This is a genomic window from Streptomyces sp. NPDC006339, from assembly GCF_040612775.1.
In the GTDB taxonomy this organism is placed as follows: Bacteria; Actinomycetota; Actinomycetes; order Streptomycetales; family Streptomycetaceae; genus Streptomyces.
Genome location: NZ_JBEXQW010000003.1, coordinates 100,534 through 118,267 on the forward strand (window position 1 = coordinate 100,534; position 17,734 = coordinate 118,267).

17 protein-coding genes are annotated in these 17,734 nt (G+C 71.7%); 3 read left to right on the forward strand and 14 right to left on the reverse strand.

What is annotated here, in order from left to right; genetic code table 11:
- Window positions 1-479: 479 nt before the first annotated feature.
- Window positions 480-1,808: a class I SAM-dependent RNA methyltransferase gene (locus ABZ135_RS03300; RefSeq protein ID WP_356691252.1), complete on the reverse strand. Its 1,329-nt coding sequence runs from the start codon at window positions 1,806-1,808 to the stop codon at window positions 480-482.
- Between the two features lie 153 nt (window positions 1,809-1,961).
- Window positions 1,962-4,013, reverse strand: a complete 2,052-nt coding sequence (locus ABZ135_RS03305; RefSeq protein ID WP_356691254.1) for an APC family permease — start codon at window positions 4,011-4,013, stop codon at window positions 1,962-1,964.
- Between the two features lie 246 nt (window positions 4,014-4,259).
- On the opposite strand from ABZ135_RS03305, the gene ABZ135_RS03310 reads away from it, so the two are divergent.
- Both ABZ135_RS03310 and ABZ135_RS03315 read left to right on the forward strand, forming a co-directional pair.
- The gene (locus ABZ135_RS03310) at window positions 4,260-4,928 is read left to right on the forward strand and encodes a TrkA family potassium uptake protein (RefSeq protein WP_356691256.1); all 669 of its coding nucleotides are present in this window, start codon (window positions 4,260-4,262) and stop codon (window positions 4,926-4,928) included.
- Complete coding sequence (locus tag ABZ135_RS03315) at window positions 4,928-5,605, forward strand: TrkA family potassium uptake protein (protein WP_356691258.1); 678 nt, start codon at window positions 4,928-4,930, stop codon at window positions 5,603-5,605. Before ABZ135_RS03310 ends, ABZ135_RS03315 begins: the two co-directional genes overlap by 1 nt.
- 120 nt (window positions 5,606-5,725) lie before the next feature.
- Here ABZ135_RS03315 and ABZ135_RS03320 read toward each other — a convergent pair whose 3' ends face one another.
- The 8 genes from ABZ135_RS03320 to ABZ135_RS03355 form a co-directional block, all read right to left on the reverse strand.
- Entirely contained in the window at window positions 5,726-6,481 is a 756-nt protein-coding gene (locus ABZ135_RS03320; RefSeq protein ID WP_356691260.1) for a DUF3159 domain-containing protein, read from the reverse strand.
- A gap of 3 nt (window positions 6,482-6,484) precedes the next feature.
- The gene (locus ABZ135_RS03325) at window positions 6,485-6,883 is read right to left on the reverse strand and encodes an OB-fold nucleic acid binding domain-containing protein (protein WP_356691261.1); all 399 of its coding nucleotides are present in this window, start codon (window positions 6,881-6,883) and stop codon (window positions 6,485-6,487) included.
- 94 nt (window positions 6,884-6,977) lie between these two features.
- Window positions 6,978-7,664 carry a response regulator gene (locus tag ABZ135_RS03330; protein ID WP_356691263.1) on the reverse strand — a complete coding sequence of 229 codons (687 nt, stop codon included), beginning with the start codon at window positions 7,662-7,664 and terminating at the stop codon, window positions 6,978-6,980.
- A gap of 150 nt (window positions 7,665-7,814) precedes the next feature.
- Window positions 7,815-10,379: a sensor histidine kinase KdpD gene (locus ABZ135_RS03335; RefSeq protein ID WP_356691265.1), complete on the reverse strand. Its 2,565-nt coding sequence runs from the start codon at window positions 10,377-10,379 to the stop codon at window positions 7,815-7,817.
- 97 nt (window positions 10,380-10,476) lie between these two features.
- Window positions 10,477-11,145 (reverse strand): ABC transporter ATP-binding protein, encoded by a 669-nt coding sequence (locus tag ABZ135_RS03340; RefSeq protein ID WP_356691467.1) that lies wholly within the window; start codon window positions 11,143-11,145, stop codon window positions 10,477-10,479.
- A 325-nt stretch (window positions 11,146-11,470) separates the two neighbouring features.
- Window positions 11,471-12,238 carry a DUF3710 domain-containing protein gene (locus ABZ135_RS03345; protein WP_356691267.1) on the reverse strand — a complete coding sequence of 256 codons (768 nt, stop codon included), beginning with the start codon at window positions 12,236-12,238 and terminating at the stop codon, window positions 11,471-11,473.
- Window position 12,239: 1 nt separating this feature from the next.
- Window positions 12,240-12,752 carry a dUTP diphosphatase gene (dut, locus tag ABZ135_RS03350; protein WP_356691268.1) on the reverse strand — a complete coding sequence of 171 codons (513 nt, stop codon included), beginning with the start codon at window positions 12,750-12,752 and terminating at the stop codon, window positions 12,240-12,242.
- A complete protein-coding gene (locus tag ABZ135_RS03355) occupies window positions 12,752-13,336 on the reverse strand; it encodes a PaaI family thioesterase (protein WP_356691270.1) in 585 nt (194 codons plus the stop codon). Before ABZ135_RS03355 ends, dut begins: the two co-directional genes overlap by 1 nt.
- 58 nt (window positions 13,337-13,394) lie before the next feature.
- On the opposite strand from ABZ135_RS03355, the gene ABZ135_RS03360 reads away from it, so the two are divergent.
- Window positions 13,395-13,880 carry a DUF3093 domain-containing protein gene (locus ABZ135_RS03360; RefSeq protein WP_356691271.1) on the forward strand — a complete coding sequence of 162 codons (486 nt, stop codon included), beginning with the start codon at window positions 13,395-13,397 and terminating at the stop codon, window positions 13,878-13,880.
- A 46-nt stretch (window positions 13,881-13,926) separates the two neighbouring features.
- Here the strand turns inward: ABZ135_RS03360 and ABZ135_RS03365 are convergent, their stop codons facing one another.
- From ABZ135_RS03365 to ABZ135_RS03380, 4 genes are all read right to left on the reverse strand, one after another.
- A complete protein-coding gene (locus ABZ135_RS03365) occupies window positions 13,927-14,949 on the reverse strand; it encodes a hypothetical protein (protein WP_356691273.1) in 1,023 nt (340 codons plus the stop codon).
- Between the two features lie 12 nt (window positions 14,950-14,961).
- Window positions 14,962-15,258: a DUF4193 domain-containing protein gene (locus ABZ135_RS03370; protein WP_003955561.1), complete on the reverse strand. Its 297-nt coding sequence runs from the start codon at window positions 15,256-15,258 to the stop codon at window positions 14,962-14,964.
- Window positions 15,259-15,654: 396 nt separating this feature from the next.
- Window positions 15,655-16,890: a HAMP domain-containing sensor histidine kinase gene (locus tag ABZ135_RS03375; RefSeq protein ID WP_356691274.1), complete on the reverse strand. Its 1,236-nt coding sequence runs from the start codon at window positions 16,888-16,890 to the stop codon at window positions 15,655-15,657.
- Window positions 16,891-16,896: 6 nt separating this feature from the next.
- Window positions 16,897-17,550, reverse strand: coding sequence for a response regulator transcription factor (locus ABZ135_RS03380; RefSeq protein WP_345485078.1), 654 nt, complete (start codon window positions 17,548-17,550; stop codon window positions 16,897-16,899).
- Window positions 17,551-17,734: the final 184 nt, after the last annotated feature.

Consider the following 17,734-nt stretch of genomic DNA (forward strand, 5'->3'; position numbering starts at 1 on the left):
CTGGTTGTGTACGAAGGTGGCCGACGTCGTGCCGCGGAGCACTGTGCGCGCGAGTCGAGGCCATGCCGCCGGGGCAGGCCAGAATCGACACTGAAGCGCGATTCAGCTGGACAGGGGCCACCGTCGAGCCCCTCGCCCCGCTGAGCTCACCACCCGCTTGTCCGACGTCCACGAACCGCGAGACGACGACCTGAAGCCCTTCCTGGGGCACTGGAACCCCTACGGACCGACCTACGAGCACCCACTCAGCCAACGTCCGGCCCGCCGAACTACATGCACGAATCCGGCTTAGTTCCCCTTCGCGTTCCTGCAAAGACAGTCTGCGGGAACGCGTCCTCCACCTGGCACGATGCGCACACTCGGTCAGATGACATCCCGTCAGAACGAGCGTCATTTGAGCGTCACGAGCGTCATTTCAGCGTCAAGATATCGCCCGTAACGCCCACACCGCACATAATGCGCACGCAAGAAACCGCAGGTCAGGAGCCCTTCGCGGCCGGTTCGAGGATCGCGACACACTCAACGTGGTGCGTCATCGGGAACAGGTCGAACGCCCGCAGGGTCCGGACGCGGTAGCCGCCCTCGCGGAAGTAGGCCAGGTCGCGGGCCAGGGCGGCCGGGTCGCAGGCGACGTAGGCGATGCGGCGGGCGCCGAGGGCGGTGAGGTGGTGGACGGTCTGCTTGCCGGCGCCGGCGCGCGGGGGGTCGAGGACGATGAGGTCGACATCGGTGATGCCCGTGCGCGGGAGGACCGATTCGACCTTGCCCTGCTCGATGCGGACGCGCGGGAAGTCGGCCAGGTTGTGGCGGGCGTCCTCCACCGCGCGCTTGCCGGATTCGATGCCCAGGACGGCGCCCTGGTCGCCGAGGCGGTCGGCGAGGGCGCCCGCGAAGAGGCCGACGCCGCAGTAGAGGTCGAGGGCCATCTCGCCCTTGCGCGGGAGGAGGCCCTGCATCACGGCGCGGACCAGGGTGTCGGCGGCCTTCGGGTGGACCTGCCAGAAGCCGCCGTTGCCCACGCGGTAGGTGCGGTCGTCGGCGCGCTCGCGGACGAAGGGGCGGCCGTGGACGCGGTGGACGGAGCCGTCGCGCTCGTGGACCCGGAGGATCGACACCGGCTTGTCCAGCTCCACGATGGGCAACTGGGCCCCCGGTCGCGGGGTCAGCACGACCTGGCGGTCCTGCGAGCCGGTCGCCGCGATGGCCTCGATCGACGCCATGCCCTCCCAGGAGCGGGCCTCGATGCCGAGCTCCGAGACGCCCTGCGCCGCGATCATGCAGTGGTCGATGACCTCGACCTCGTGCGAGCGGTGCTTGCGCAGGCCCGCCCGGCCCTCGGCGTCGACCGCGTACTGGACGCGGGTGCGCCACTGCGGGACCTCGCCCGCGGGCAGCTTGTCGCCCTCGGCCGGCACGACGGTGCCGTCCCAGCCGGCCTCCTCCGGGGTGAGGCCCGCGAGCCGCTTGAGCTGCTCGGCGATGACCTCGGCCTTCAGGCGGCGCTGGGCGCCCGGCTTGGCGTGCTGCCAGTCGCAGCCGCCGCACTTGCCGGGACCGGCGAAGGGGCACGGCGCCTCGATCCGGTCCTTGGACGCCTCCAGGACCTCGACGGCGTCGGCGCGCAGGAACCGCGAGGTCTCCTCGCCCTCGGTCACCCGGACCCGGACCCGCTCGCCCGGCAGGGCGTGGCGGACGAAGAGGACCCGGCCGCCCTCCGTACGGGCGATGCAGTGGCCGCCGTGAGCCACCGGGCCGACCTCGACCTCGTACTCCTCCCCGACCAGGGACGAAACAGGGGTGTTCTGCATGATCGGGGGCTCCAGAGGAAAGAAGAGGCGGGCTGCCGTTCCGACAGCAGCCCACCAGTCTAGTTCGCTTTTCGCCGTCGCTCTCTCAGGCCACTCTCAGCCGCTCGCCGCGGCCTCAGTCGCTCGCCGCGGCCTCGGCCGCTCTCGGCGGCCTCAGTCGCTCTTCCCGGCCGCTTCCCGCTGCCCCTTCTCGACCGGTCCGCGGCGCACCGAGCCCGGCGCGTTCCACTCCTGGCGCTTGCGCTCCCGCTTCTTCGCGGCCTCGGAGGACTGGAGCTGGTACGGCACGGAGGTCACCATCACGCCCGGCGTGAACAGCAGCCGGCCCTTGAGGCGCAGGGCGCTCTGGTTGTGCAGCAGGTGCTCGTACCAGTGGCCGACCACGTACTCGGGGATGTAGACCGAGACGGCGTCGCGCGGGCTCTCCTTGCGGAGGTTCTTCACGTACTCGATGACCGGCCGGGTGATCTCGCGGTACGGCGAGTCGAGGATCTTCAGCGGCACGTTGATGCCGCGCCGCTCCCACTCCTCCCTGAGCGCCTTCGTCTCGGCCGGGTCGACGTTGACGGTGAGCGCCTCCAGCTCGTGGGCGTGCAGCAGCTTGGCGTACGCGAGGGCGCGCAGGGTCGGCTTGTGCAACTTGGAGACCAGGACGACCGAGCGGACCCGGGAGGGGCGGACGTACTCGTCGGGGCGCTCCTCGGCCGCGGCGATCTCCGCCGCCACGGAGTCGTAGTGCCGGCGGATCGCGGTCATCGTCACGTAGAAGATCACCATGCCGAGCAGCGCGACCCAGGCGCCGTGGGTGAACTTGGTGGCGAGGACGACGACCAGGACGAGGCCGGTGAAGAAGGCGCCGAAGGTGTTGATCGCGCGGGAGCGGATCATGTGGCGGCGCTTGGCCGGGTCCCGCTCGGTCGTCAGGTGCCGGTTCCAGTGCCGGACCATGCCGATCTGGCTCAGGGTGAAGGAGACGAAGACGCCGACGATGTAGAGCTGGATCAGCCGGGTCGAGTCGGCGTCGTAGAGCCAGACGAGCAGGGCGGCGGCGCCGGCGAGCAGCACGATGCCGTTGGAGAAGGCGAGCCGGTCGCCGCGGGTGTGCAACTGGCGGGGCAGGTAGCGGTCCTGGGCGAGGATCGAGCCGAGGAGCGGGAAGCCGTTGTACGCCGTGTTGGCGGCCAGGAAGAGGACGAGCGCGGTGGCGGCGGCCAGCAGCACGAAGAAGAAGGTGTGCTCGCCGAAGACGGCGGCGGCGACCTGCGAGATGACCGGGTCCTGGACGTAGTCCTCGCCGACCGGCCTGCCGTCGACCAGCAGGTCGTGGGCCGGCTTCTCGGCCATCCGGACGTCGGTGGCCATGGCCAGGAAGATGATGCCGCAGAACATGGTGACGGCGAGGCCGCCCATGAGCGCGAGGGTGGTGGCGGCGTTCTTCGACTTGGGCTTGCGGAAGGCGGGCACGCCGTTGGAGATGGCCTCGACGCCGGTGAGCGCCGCACAGCCGGAGGAGAAGGCGCGCAGCAGCAGGAAGAGCAGCGCGAAGCCGGCCAGGCCCTGGTGTTCGGGCTTGATCTCGAAGTCGGCGGTGGGGGCGCGCATGGTCTCGTCGAGGACGATGCCGCGCCAGGCGCCCCAGATGATCATGGCGAAGACGCCGAAGACGAAGACGTACGTCGGGATGGCGAAGAGGCCGCCGGACTCCTTCACGCCGCGCAGGTTCATGAGGGTCAGCAGCACGATCACCGCGATGGCCGACAGGACCTTGTGCTCGACGACGAACGGCACGGCGGAGCCGAGGTTCTCGATGCCGGAGGAGATCGAGACGGCCACGGTGAGGACGTAGTCCACGAGCAGGGCGCTGGCGACGGTGAGTCCGGCCTTGGGGCCGAGGTTGGTGGTGGCGACCTCGTAGTCGCCGCCGCCGCTCGGGTAGGCGTGGACGTTCTGCCGGTACGACGCGACGACCGTGAACATCAGGACCACGACGGCCAGCGCGATCCACGGGCTGAAGTGGTAGGCCGACAGGCCCGCGACGGAGAGGACGAGGAGGACCTCGCCCGGGGCGTACGCCACCGAGGACAGCGGGTCGGAGGCGAAGACGGGGAGGGCGATCCGCTTGGGCAGCAGGGTCTCGCCCAGCTTGTCGCTGCGCAGGGCCCGCCCGATCAGGATCCGTTTGGGCACGTCGGTCAGTTTGGACACAACAGAGGATCGTAAGCGTTCGAAAAGAGCCACGCCGACCGGCACCCCCGATCCGCACGGAATCTCCCTGGGCCACCACCTCGGATGAGGTCCCGGCCACCGTTGACGCATAAGCTCGGACCGGGCAGCGCGGCGATGTGCTGCCCGCCGCGGCCCGGGCGAGTCGGGCGAGTCGGGCGAGGAAAAGTTGTGAGCAGGGTGTTTTCGCAGGTCAGCAAGACGATCAGGAGTGCGGGGTAAGGGGACGTGCACATCGTCATCATGGGCTGCGGGCGAGTGGGAGCCGCTCTCGCGCAGACCCTGGAACAGCAGGGGCACACGGTCGCGGTCGTGGACCAGGACCCGACGGCTTTCCGCCGCCTGGGCTCGGGTTTCGGCGGACGCCGGGTCACGGGCGTGGGCTTCGACCAGGACACGCTGCGTGAGGCGGGCATCGAGGAGGCCGGCGCCTTCGCCGCCGTGAGCAGCGGCGACAACTCCAACATCATCGCGGCGCGGGTCGCGCGCGAGATGTTCGGCATCGAGAACGTCGCCGCCCGCATCTACGACCCCCGGCGGGCCGAGGTCTATCAGCGCCTGGGCATTCCGACGGTCGCGACGGTGCGCTGGACCGCCGACCAGATGCTGCGCCGGCTGCTGCCCTCGGGCGCGGAGCCGCTGTGGCGTGACCCGAGCGGCGGAGTGCAGCTCGCCGAGGTGCACACCTCCCCCGCCTGGATCGGTCACAAGATCAGCCGGCTCCAGGAGGAGACGGGGGTGCGCGTGGCGTTTCTCACCCGACTGGGTGAAGCGGTCCTGCCGACCTCGCAGACGGTGCTTCAGGAAGGCGACCTCGTCCACGTGATGATGCGGACGGACGAGATCGCCAAGGTCGAGGCGGCCTTCGCCGAGGGTCCCGAGGAGGGCGGTCACTGATGCGTGTCGCTATTGCCGGCGCCGGCGCGGTGGGCCGTTCCATCGCGGGCGAGCTCCTGGAGAACGGGCACGAGGTCCTCCTCGTGGACAAGGCCCCGACCGCCATCTCGGTGGAGCGGGTGCCGCAGGCGGAGTGGCTGCTCGCCGACGCCTGCGAGATCACGTCCCTCGACGAGGCGGCGCTGCAGCGCTGCAACGTCGTCATCGCGGCGACCGGCGACGACAAGGTGAACCTGGTCGTGTCGCTGCTCGCCAAGACCGAGTACGGCGTGCCGCGCGTGGTCGCCCGGGTGAACAACCCGAAGAACGAGTGGCTGTTCAACGAGGCGTGGGGCGTGGACGTGGCCGTCTCGACGCCGCGCCTGATGTCGGCCCTGGTGGAGGAGGCGGTGAGCGTCGGCGACCTGGTCCGGCTGCTGCGCTTCAGCCACGGCGACGCCAACCTGGTGGAGCTGACGCTGCCGCCGGAGTCGGCGATCGCGGGCACCCGGGTGGGCGAGGTGGCCTGGCCGCAGGACACCTCCCTGGTCACCATCATCCGCGGCTCGCGGGTCCTGACGCCGAACGCGGAGGAGACCCTGGAGGCGGGCGACGAGCTGCTGTTCGTGGCCACCCAGGCGCGCGAGGAGCAGTTGGAGGACCTTCTGTCGGTCCGCCGGGAGAGCACCGACTCCTGACCCGTACGCCCGTAGGGATACGCCCGTAGGGATAGACCCGTAGGGCACGGTACGACGAAGGGGCCCGGGACCTGTCACAGGTCCCGGGCCCCTCGCGCGTACCGCTGCGTGTGTGCGGGACTACGCCTCCGAACCGCCCCGGGCCGCCTCGGCCTTGCGGGCCTGCTCGGCCTGCTTCTGGGCCTGCTCCTCGGCCTCCATCTCCGCGAACACGTCGATAGGCGGCGGCGCCTTGGCGAGGAACACCCAGGTCAGGTAGACCGCGAGCAGGAACGGCGGGATCTTCAGGGCGACCAGGACCCAGCCGAGCTGCGTGGTGTCGGCCCACCAGTACAGCGGGAAGAGGATCGCGCACTTGCCGAGCAGGATCAGACCCCAGGCCCAGCTCGCCTTCGCGTACGCCTTCTTGCGGCCCGGGTTGCGGGTGCGCCAGGAGAGGTTCTCCTTGAAGACCGGGCCGAGGATCAGGCCGATCAGAGGCACGCCGGCGAGGGTGGTGACGATGTACGCGAGGCCGAGGCCGAGCGTGTAGAGCATGCCCGGCAGATAGAAGTCCTTGGCGTTGCCGGTCATCATCGCGAAGACGACACCGAAGGCGACGCCGAAGACGCCGCTGAAGGCGTGCTTGACGGTGTCGCGGCGGACCAGCCGGACGGCCACGAGGACGAGCGAGACCCCGAGCGCGGCGATGGCCGAGAAGTGCAGGTTCTTGTTGATCGTGTAGATCGTGACGAACAGCAGGCCCGGCAGGACCGTCTCCACCATGCCGCGCACTCCGCCGAACGCCTCGAAGAGCGCGGCCTCGGTCACCGCCTTGTCGGCGACGGCGCCGGTCTCGGCGCCCTGATCGGTGGTCGGCTTGTCGACTGACGTCACCGGCTACTCCTGTCCGAGCGGTCGGAGCTCGTATTTGGGGTTGAAGAGGACCCGCCGGCCGTGGCTCATCGAGATGCGGCCGGAGGCGATCAGCTTGCGGCCCGGCTCGATGCCCACGATGGACCGGCGGCCCAGCCAGACGACGTCCAGCGGTGCCGTGCCGTCGAACAGCTCGGCCTCCAGCGCGGGCACGCCCGCCCGGGGACGCAGGGTGACCGTGCGCAACGTACCAGTCACCTTGACTATCTGGCGGTCGGCACAGTCGGAGATGCGGGTGCACCCCGATGCCGCGGAGTCCTCCCGGAGCTCCACCGACTCCAGCTCCGCCTGGGAGGTGGAAAGGCGGTCGAGCATACGGCGAAAGCGCCCGGCCGGCTTCTCAGTACGCGGTGCAGCACTCATACAGAAAGCGTACCGGCCCCCGCCCGGACCGAACCCGGCCCGGAACCCGGCACCGGAGCCGGTGCGGAAGCCACGCCCGGAACCCGGACCGGACTCAGTGTTCGAAGCGGTAGCCCATGCCCGGTTCGGTGACGAAGTGGCGCGGGTGGGAGGGGTCCTGCTCCAGCTTCCGCCGCAACTGCGCCATGTACACGCGCAGGTAGTTGGTCTCGGTGCCGTACGAGGGGCCCCAGACCTCCTGGAGGAGCTGCTTCTGGCTCACCAGGCGGCCGCTGTTGCGGACCAGGACCTCCAGGAGGTGCCACTCGGTGGGGGTGAGCCGGACGTCCTTGCCGGCCCGGTGCACCTTCTTGGCGGCCAGGTCGACCGTGAAGCCCTCGGTCTCGACGACCACGACGCCGTCCTCGGCGCCGCCGACCGGCTCGGCCCGGCGGACGGCGGCGCGCAGCCGGGCCATGAGCTCGTCCATGCCGAAGGGCTTGGTGACGTAGTCGTCGGCGCCGGCGTCGAGCGCCTCGACCTTCTCGTCGGAGGTCTGCCGGGCGGACAGGACGAGGATCGGCACCCGGGTCCAGCCGCGCAGGCCCCTGATCACCTCGACGCCGTCCATGTCGGGCAGACCGAGGTCGAGGACGACGACATCGGGATGGCGCTCGGCGGCGAGCCGGAGGGCGGTGGCGCCGTCGGGCGCCGCGTCGACCTCGTACTTCCGTGCCTTGAGGTTGATCACCAGGGCGCGGACGATCTGTGGCTCGTCGTCGACCACGAGGACCCGGGTCATGGAGGGGACCTTCCTTTGTGTCGGTACGGGGGCGGGTGCGGGGGCGTCGGTACGGGGCGGGGAGCGGGGTTACGGGGCGGGGAGCGGGTTACGGGGTGGCGCGGGCGGTCACGGCGGGCGGGCGGGCGGAGGGCAGGGCACGGGCGCCGGTCACGTGAAGGTGGGCACCGCCGGCGTGGCGTCGCCGGCGTCCGCGTCGGGCGGCCGGGCGGTGCCCTGCGCGGCGGTGGGGAGGGTCAGCACCATGGTGAGTCCACCGCCGGGGGTGTCCTCGGCGGTGATGGTGCCGCCCATGGCCTCGACGAAGCCGCGGGCGACCGCGAGGCCCAGACCGACGCCGGCGCCGCGCGGGGCGTCGCCGAAGCGCTGGAAGGGCTCGAAGATGCCGTCCTTGCCCGCGTCGGGCACGCCGGGGCCGCGGTCGGTCACCCGCAGTTCGAGGCGCGAGCCCAGGACGCTGGCGCCGACGGCGACCAGGACGCCCTCGGGGCTGTACTTCACGGCGTTCTCGACGATGTTGGCGACGGCCCGCTCCAGCAGGCCGCGGTCGACGGCGACCATGGGCAGGGTCTCGGGGATGTCGAGCTCGACGCTGCCGTCGGGGACGCCGCCGAGCGCCATCGGCACGACCTCGTCGAGGTCGGTCGGACGGATGAGCGGGGTGACCGTGCCGGTCTGGAGGCGGGACATGTCGAGGAGGTTCCCGACGAGGTGGTCGAGCCGGTCGGCACCCTCCTCGATGCCTTCGAGGAGGAGGGCCCGGTCCTCCTCGGACCATTCGACGTCGTCCGAGCGCAGCGAGGAGACGGACGCCTTGATGCCGGCCAGCGGGGTGCGCAGATCGTGGCTGACGGCGGCGAGCAGCGAGGTGCGGATCTTGTTGCCCTCGGCGAGCTTGCGGGCCTCCTCGGCCTGGTCGACGAGCCGCTGGCGGTCGAGGACGACGGCGGCCTGGGCGGCGAAGGCGCCGAGCACCCGCCGGTCCTCGGCGGGCAGCACCCGGCCGCTCAGGGCGAGCGCGAGGTGGTCGCCGACGGGCATGTCGACGTCGGCGTCCTCGGGCCGGGCCACGGGCCGGGCGCCGACGCTCGCCGCGCAGGTCCAGGGCTCCACGTCGCCGGCCCGCTCCAGGAGCGCGACCGACTCCATCGAGAAGGTCTCGCGGACCCGTTCGAGCAGGGCCTCCAGGCTGGACTCCCCGCGCAGGACACTGCCGGCGAGATGGGACAGGACCTCGGACTCGGCGCGCAGCCGGGCGGCCTGGTGGGTGCGGCGGGCGGCCAGGTCGACGACGGAGGCGACGGACACGCCGACGCCGAAGAAGACGGCGATGGCCACGATGTTCTTGGGGTCGGCGATGGTCAGGCGGTGCAGCGGCGGGGTGAAGAACCAGTTCAGGAGCAGGGAGCCGAAGGCCGCCGACGCCAGGGCCGGGAGCAGTCCGCCCAGGAGGGCGGCGGCGACGGTCAGGGCGAGGAAGAGCAGCATGTCGTTGGCGAGGCCGAGGTCCGCGTCGACATGGGTGAAGAGCAGGCTGAGCAGCACGGGGCCGCCGACGCCGACGGCCCAGCCCCAGAGGATCCGGGCCCGGCCGAGCCGGGCGCCGCGGGCGACGGGCAGGCCGCGGCCCTTGGCGGCCTCCTCGTGGGTGACGATGTGGACGTCCAGGTCGGGTCCGGAGTCGCGGGCGACGGTCTGCCCGACGCCGGGGCCGAGGACGTACTGCCAGGAGCGGCGGCGGCTGGAGCCGAGGACGATCTGGGTGGCGTTGACGCCCCGGGCGAACTCCAGGAGGGCCGAGGGGATGTCGTCGCCGATGACGTGGTGAAAGGTTCCGCCGAGGTCCTCCACGAGGGTGCGCTGGTCGGCGAGCTCCTTCGGGGAGGCGGCGGTGAGGCCGTCGCTGCGGGAGACGTAGACGGCGAGCACCTCGCCGCCGGCGCCCTTCTCGGCGAGCCGGGCGGCGCGCCGGATCAGGGTGCGGCCCTCGGGGCCGCCGGTGAGTCCGACGACGATCCGCTCCCGCGCCTGCCAGGTGGAGCGGATGTTGTGCTCCCCGCGGTACTGGCGCAGATAGGCGTCGACCCGGTCGGCGGTCCACAGCAGCGCCAGCTCGCGCAGCGCCGTCAGGTTCCCGGGCCGGAAGTAGTTGGACAGGGCCGCGTCGACCTTGTCGGGCTGGTAGATGTTGCCGTGCGCCATGCGCCGCCGCAGGGCCTGCGGCGACATGTCGACCAGCTCGATCTGGTCGGCCCGCCGGACGACCTCGTCGGGGACGGTCTCCCGCTGCCGTACGCCCGTGATCGCCTCGACCACGTCGCCCAGGGACTCCAGGTGCTGGATGTTGACGGTCGATATGACGTCGATGCCGGCGGCGAGCAGCTCCTCGACGTCCTGCCAGCGCTTGGCGTTGCGCGAGCCGGGGACGTTGGTGTGGGCGAGCTCGTCGACGAGGGCGACGGCGGGCCGGCGGGCCAGGACGGCGTCGATGTCCATCTCGGGGAAGGCGGCGCCCCGGTACTCGATCCGGCGCCGGGGTATCTGCTCCAGGCCGTGCAGCATCACCTCGGTACGCGGCCGGCCGTGGTGCTCGACGAACGCGACGACGCAGTCCGTACCGCGCTCGACCCGCCGATGCGCCTCGGACAGCATGGCGTACGTCTTGCCGACGCCCGGCGCCGCGCCGAGATAGATCCGAAGTGTGCCGCGTCCCATGGCTCGACCTTACGTCCAGCGAAACGGACATTCCGCGCGGGTGCGGGCGGCCGGAGCCGTCTTGACGTGATCCTGATGTCCTCCTCCGCAGCGGTGGTCAGTGCTCGATGATCTCCCCGTCGCGCAGCTCCAGCACCCGGTCCGCGAGGCCGAGGAGCTGGTGGTCGTGGGTGGCGACCAGGGCCGTGCAGCCCTCGCTGCGGACCACGGCCCGCAGCAGCTCCATGACCGCGAGGCCGGTCTCGGCGTCGAGCTGTCCGGTGGGCTCGTCGGCGATCAGCAGCGCGGGCCGGTTGGCGAGGGCGCGGGCGATGGCGACCCGCTGCTGCTGACCACCGGAGAGCTCGCCCGGGCGCTGGGCGGCGTGGTCGGCGAGGCCGACCAGGGCGAGCAGCAGGGCGACCCGCTCCTCGCGCTCCCTGGGGTCGGCCTTGCGCAGCCGCATCGGCACGCCCACGTTCTCGGCGGCGGTGAGGATCGGTATCAGCCCGAAGGACTGGAAGATGAAGCCGATCCGGTCGCGGCGCAGCTCCAGGAGGCCGTCCTCCCCCAGCTCGGCGAGGTCGGTGCCGTCGATGACGATGCGGCCCCGGTCGGCGGTGTCGAGGCCGCCCACGAGGTTGAGCAGCGTGGTCTTGCCGGAGCCGGAGCGGCCCTTGAGGGCGACCAGTTCGCCGCGCGGGATGTCGAAGGAGACACCGCGCAGGGCGTGGACGGCGGCGGCCCCCGTTCCGTACGAGCGGTGCAGGTCCTCGACCCGGACCATCGGCGCGCCGGCCGGGTCCTCGACGACGGCCGTGCCGGTCCGCGCGTTGCTCTCACTCACCGTGTACCCCCCTGGTGCGAACGTGTGCGCCGTCAGTATGGGCCGACGGCGGCGGCCGGTGCCAGGTCTGTGGAAAACCGCCTGTGGACAACCGGCGGGGCGGGCGCGGCGCACGGGAGGGCCCGTCGGTGCGGCGCGGGAAAGCCCGTCGGTGCGGCACACGGGAAAGCCCGTCGGGCCGCTCCCGGGAGGGGCGGCCCGACGGGCTGTGATCACGGACGGTCCGAGGGATCCGGCGGGCTGCGGCGGAATCCCGGGGACCGTTCTAGCGGATCTCGGAGATCTCCGGTCCGCGCTGCAACTGGCCCATGCCGCCGGAGAAGCGGGAGCCGGCCTGCTCCTCCTGCTGCACGCCGTCCGGCACCATCTGGGCGTCGTTGGGCAGCTTGAGGACGATCGGGTCGCGCGGGGCCATGGGGCCCTCGCCGCGGACGACCACGGTGTCCCGGACGATCTGCTCCAGCAGACCGGCGGCCTCGGGCTGCACCGCGCCCTGGCCGGAGATCACACCGCGCAGGAACCAGCGCGGGCCGTCGACGCCGACGAAGCGCACCAGTTGAACGCCCCGGTTGCCGTCCGGAAGCTGCACGGGCACCTGGGCCCGCAGCTCCCAGCCCAGCGGGCCCTCGACCTCTTCGATGACACCGCCCTGCTGGGTGATGCCGGTGGCGATCTCCTCGCGGACCTCGCCCCAGATGCCTTCCTTCTTCGGCGCGGCGAACGCCTGGAGCTGCACGGCGCTGTCGCGCAGCACGACGGTGGCCGCGACGATCGCGTCGCCCGCCACCTCCACGCGCAGCTCCATGCCCTCGACGCCGGGCACGAAGAGACCGCCGAGGTCGACCCGGCCCTCCTCGGGCTTGCCGACCTCGGAGATGTCCCAGGGACCGTCGGGGCGAGGCGCCGGCGGAAGGTTCACCCGGCGCGACCCCCCGGCCGTCTCGGCCGCGTCCTCGGAGTCCACCGCCTCGACGACCTGCTCGGCATCGACCGCTGCGTCAGCGGCACCGCTCTTCTTGCGACGTCCGAACACGTCACTGTCCTTCCCGGTCGGATACGACCGAAGCGTATCGATTCCCACCCGTAGTGCCGTCCACGGCGGCATGACCGCCGGTGGACCCGAAGCCCCCCTCGGCCCGCGCGGAGCCGGGAAGCTCCGCGACCTCGTGGAAGCGCACCTTCTCGACCTGCTGGACGACAAGCTGGGCGATCCGGTCGAACCGTTCGAACCGCACGCTCTCGCGCGGGTCGAGATTGACCACGATCACCTTGATCTCTCCACGGTACCCGGCATCGACCGTCCCCGGGGCATTCACGAGCGCGACGCCGCAGCGGGCCGCGAGACCGGAGCGCGGGTGCACGAAGGCGGCGTAGCCGTCGGGCAGGGCGATGGAGACGCCGGTGGGCAGCACGGCCCGCTCCCCCGGGGCGAGCTCGGCGGCCTCGGTGGTCACCAGATCGGCGCCGGCGTCGCCGGGGTGTCCGTAGGCCGGGATCGGCACGTCGGGGTCCAGGCGGCGGATGAGTACGTCGACGGGATTGCGCATCAGGGGTTCACCTCGAAGGCGCGGGCGCGCCTGACCTGGTCGGGGTCGGACATGGCGGCCTGGATCTCCTCCGGGCGGCCGTTGTCGATGAAGTGGTCGACCTTCACCTCGATGAAGAGGGCGTCGGCGCGGACGGCGACGGGGCCCTCGGGCCCGCCGATCCGTCCGACGGCGGTCGAGAAGATCTTGCGGCCGTGGACGGCGGTGACCTCGGCCTCCAGGTGGAGCACGGTGCCGACCGGGACGGGCCGCCGGAAGTCGGTCTCCAGGCGTCCGGTCACGGCGATGACCCGCAGCAGCCAGTTCAGGGAGCCGAGGGTCTCGTCGAGCGCGGTGGCGAGGACGCCTCCGTGCGCGAGGCCGGGGGCGCCCTGGTGGTCGGGGGTCACGGTGAACTCGGCGGTGACGGTCACGCCCTCGCCCGCCCGCGCCTCCAGGTGCAGCCCGTGGGGCTGCCCGCCGCCGCACCCGAAGCAGTACTCGTAGTGCGCACCGAGCGGCTCGCCGGGGGCGGGCGCGTCCGGGTGGCGTACCGGCGGTATGGCGTCGGCCGGCGGTGTGAGAGCGGCAGATGTTCCAGTCACAGGCGCAGACCTTACCCGCGCGGGTGGGCGCGGGTCGCGCCGTGCCAAGCTTGGACGCATGCAGCAGCCTTCCGTGCCCCCGACCGCGCCGAGCTTCGACGAACGCCTGACCGCACCCCGCTCCTGGTGGGTGATCGTGGTGCTGCTGGGCCTGTCCGGCGGTCTGATCATGTTTCCGCTGGGGACGGTGCCGACGCTCGTCGGTCTGATCGCGGCGGCGGCGCTCGCCGCGGTGGCGGTCTCCTCGTACGGTTCCGTCCGGATCCGGGTGGTGGCGGGCTCGCTGGTCGCGTCGGACGCGCGGATTCCGGTCTCGGCGCTGGGGGCGTCCGAGGCCCTGGACGCCGAGGAGGCGCGCGCCTGGCGCACGCACAAGGCCGATCCGCGCGCCTTCCTGGTGATGCGCAGCTATGTGCCGACGGCCGTACGGGTCGAGGTGACGGACCCGGCGGACCCGACGCCGTACGTCTACCTGTCCACCCGGGACCCGGAGGGGCTCGTGGCGGCCCTGGAGGCGGCCCGGAGCGAGGCCCGGGCGGCCTAGGGCGGCCTCGCGGCCGTGTCCCGGGGGGACGCGGCCGGGAAGCGGCCTAGAAGTCGATCTCCTTGGGGTTCGGCGGCTGCTCCAGCGGGGGCTGGGCGGGAAGGGCGTCCCAGGGGATCTGGCGGGCGCGCAGGTCCTTGCGGACGTGCTCGGCGAGCTTCTTGGTGTCGCGGCGGTTCATGACGGCGCCGACGGCCGCGCCCACCATGAACGGGGCGAGGTTCGGCAGGTTGCGCACCATGCGCTTCATGATCTGCTGGCGCAGTTCGCGCTTGAGCTGTCCGCCGAGGGCCGCGTTGACGGTGGTGGGCTTGGTGGGGTCGATGCCGCGCTCCTCGGCCCAGGAGGTCAGATAGGCGGTCGAGCGCTGGGTGAGGCCGCCGGGCGGCCGCAGGCCGTAGACCTCGTGCAGTTCGGCGATGAGCTTCAGCTCGACGGCGGCGACGCCGGTGATCTCCGCGGCCAGCTCGGCGGGCATCGCGGGCGGTACGGGGAGCATGGCGGCGGCTCCGACGCCGGCGCCGACCGTGGCGCTGGCGTTGGCCGCGCCGTTGACCAGCTTGTCGGCGAGCTGTTCGGGGCCGAGTCCGGGGAACTGCCGGCGCAGGGTGGCCAGGTCCCGTACGGGGACGCGCGGGGCGAGCTCGATGACGCGGTCCGCGAGGAAGCCGAGGCCGGCCTTGGCTCCCTGACCGCCGCGCCTGACTCCGCGCCGTACGGCGTCGACGCGGGCGGGGTCGAGCTTGAGGCGGTCGAGCTTGACGCGGTCGAGCCCGGCGCGCGCGGGGTCGGTCACGCGCCACAGGACGCCGCCCCTGGGGCCGTCGCCCTCGGGGTCGTTGTCCCGTCGGTCCTGGACGGGCCGGTGGTCGGCCCGGTGCGACGCCGCTTCGAGCGAGGCCGAGGGGCCTCGCTCGTCGTCACGTGCGCCAGGGGTGGGCAGGGGGGCGGAGTGCTCGGCGGAGGATGCGTCCTGTGCGCCCTCTGCCGGGCCCGAGCCGCCCTTGTACGACCCCGGCTTCCAAGGGAGCCGGAGTCGCCGCTTCCGAGACGGTGTGTCGCCTGCCACGGCCGCTCGATCTCAGTCGCAGTCGCGGCAGATCGGCTGGCCGTTCTTCTCCCGGGCCAACTGGCTGCGGTGGTGCACGAGGAAGCAGCTCATGCAGGTGAACTCGTCGGCCTGCTTGGGCAGGACCCGGACGGCGAGCTCCTCGTTCGACAGGTCGGCGCCCGGGAGCTCCAGGCCCTCGGCGGCCTCGAACTCGTCGACGTCGACGGTCGAGGTCGACTTGTCGTTCCGGCGGGCCTTCAGTTCTTCAAGGCTGTCCGAGTCGACGTCGTCGTCGGTCTTGCGTGGGGTGTCGTAATCCGTTGCCATGTCGCTCTCCCCCTCTGGGTGGTTTGCGGTGTCTCCAGCGCACGTAACGCGTGAGAGGCCGGACTTGTGCCCGACCCGAGGCGGAGATTTTGCCTCACATCAAGGTCTGTTACTCAATCGACACCCAATCCGCCCTCTCACGAGTGAGCGGCTTTGGGTGGCGAACCGGACCGTACACGGTCCGTCGGCGGTCCCTCGCAGGCGCCACCCCGTGTACTTCCCGTCATTCGGACCCCCGGAAACCCGGACTTTTCCGGGTTTTCCGAGGGAATTCGCGATCACGGAGAGTGGAGGGACGGGCACCCATTCCTGTGATCGATCACACAGGACCGTCTCAGGAATGGAAACCGGAAATTCCGCGCAAAGCGAACAAAACCGGTCGGCTCGTGCAGTGTGTCAGATCGGGAGAGTGACGCGCATCACGAGACCACCGCCCTCGCGGGGCTCCGCGATGATACGGCCCCCGTGGGCACGCGCGACGGAGCGCGCGATCGACAGGCCGAGGCCGACCCCCTTGTCGCTGCCGGTGCGCTCCTGACGGAGGCGCCGGAATGGCTCGAAAAGGTTGTCGATCTCGTACGCCGGGACGACGGGGCCGGTGTTGGAGACCTCCAGGACCGCCTGACCGTTGCCGGTCGTGGTGGTGACCTCCACCCAGCCGTCCTCCGGCACGTTGTACCGGACGGCGTTCTGCACGAGGTTCAGGGCGATCCGTTCGAGCAGGACGCCATTGCCCCGGACGACGGCCGGACCCCGCTCGCCCCGGAACGCCACGCCCTTGGCCTCGGCCTCGGCGTGCACCTGGTCCATCGCCCGCGAGGCGACCTCGGCCAGGTCGACGGGTTTCCGCTCGACGATCTCGTTGTCGCTGCGGGCCAGCAGCAGCAGGCCCTCGACGAGCTGCTCGCTGCGCTCGTTGGTGGCGAGCAGGGTCTTGCCGAGCTGCTGGAGCTCCACCGGCGCCTCGGGGTCGGAGAGCTGGACCTCCAGCAGGGTGCGGTTGATCGCGAGCGGGGTGCGCAGCTCGTGCGAGGCGTTCGCGACGAAGCGCTGTTGGGCGCTGAAGGCCCGCTCCAGGCGCTCCAGCATCTCGTCGAAGGTGTCGGCGAGCTCCTTGAGCTCGTCGTCGGGGCCGTCCAGCTCGATCCGCCGGGACAGATCGGATCCGGCCACCTGGCGGGCGGTCCGGGTGATCCGGCCCAGCGGGGAGAGCACCCGGCCGGCCATCGCGTAACCGAAGGCGAAGGCGATGATGCTCAGGCCGAGCAGGGCGAACAGGGAGCGGCGCAGCAGGTCGTCCAGGGCGATGTCGCTCTGGTGGCGCAGACACATGGTGACGGCGTTGTTGAGCTGCTCGCCGGTGGACTTCTCGGGGAGGTCGCACCAGTCGGTGGTGGGCTGGACGGTGCCGGTGACGACCTTGAAGGGCAGCTCGGAGGTGCTGTCCCGGAGGGCCTGCGCGGTGAACAGGTAGATGATCGCCAGCAGCAGGATGCCGGCGATCAGGAACATCCCGCCGTAGAGCAGGGTGAGCCTTATCCGGATGGTCGGCCGCAGCAGCGGGCGCACCGGGTCCCGGGGGTCCCAGGTCGGCTTCGGAGGCGCGTGGAGGGGCGCCGGAGTCTGGACCATCGGCGGTCAGATCCGGTAGCCCGAGCCCGGCACGGTGACGATCACCGGGGGTTCGCCGAGCTTGCGCCGCAGGGTCATCACGGTGACGCGTACGACGTTGGTGAACGGGTCGGTGTTCTCGTCCCAAGCCTTCTCCAGGAGCTGCTCGGCCGAGACGACGGCGCCCTCGCTGCGCATCAGGACCTCCAGGACGGCGAACTCCTTGGGCGCGAGCTGCACCTCCTTGCCGTCGCGGAAGACCTCGCGGCGGTTCGGGTCGAGCTTGATGCCGGCGCGCTCCAGGACGGGCGGGAGCGGGACGGTGGTGCGGCGGCCGAGGGCGCGGACGCGGGCGGTGAGCTCGCTGAAGGCGAAGGGCTTGGGGAGGTAGTCGTCGGCGCCGAGCTCCAGGCCCTCGACGCGGTCGCTGACGTCTCCCGACGCGGTGAGCATCAGGACGCGGGTGGGCATGCCGAGCTCGACGATCTTGCGGCAGACGTCGTCGCCGTGGACCAGGGGGAGGTCGCGGTCCAGGACCACGACGTCGTAGTCGTTGACCCCGACCCGCTCCAGGGCGGCCGCGCCGTCGTACACGACGTCGACCGCCATGGCCTCCCGGCGCAGGCCGGTGGCCACCGCATCCGCGAGCAGTTGCTCGTCCTCGACGACGAGTACGCGCACGTCTGAAGTCCTTTCGTGGGCCCTGGTCCTGGACGCGGACGGGCGGTTTCACGCACTGACTGTGCGTGTCCATCCTGCCCCGAACGCGCGTAAACCGGCTGTAAGGCGGCGGTGGGGGCCGGACGGGCGAGGGGCGGTGGGGCGGGGCGGGGGGCGCGGGTGCGGCCGGATCCGCCGGCGGGGA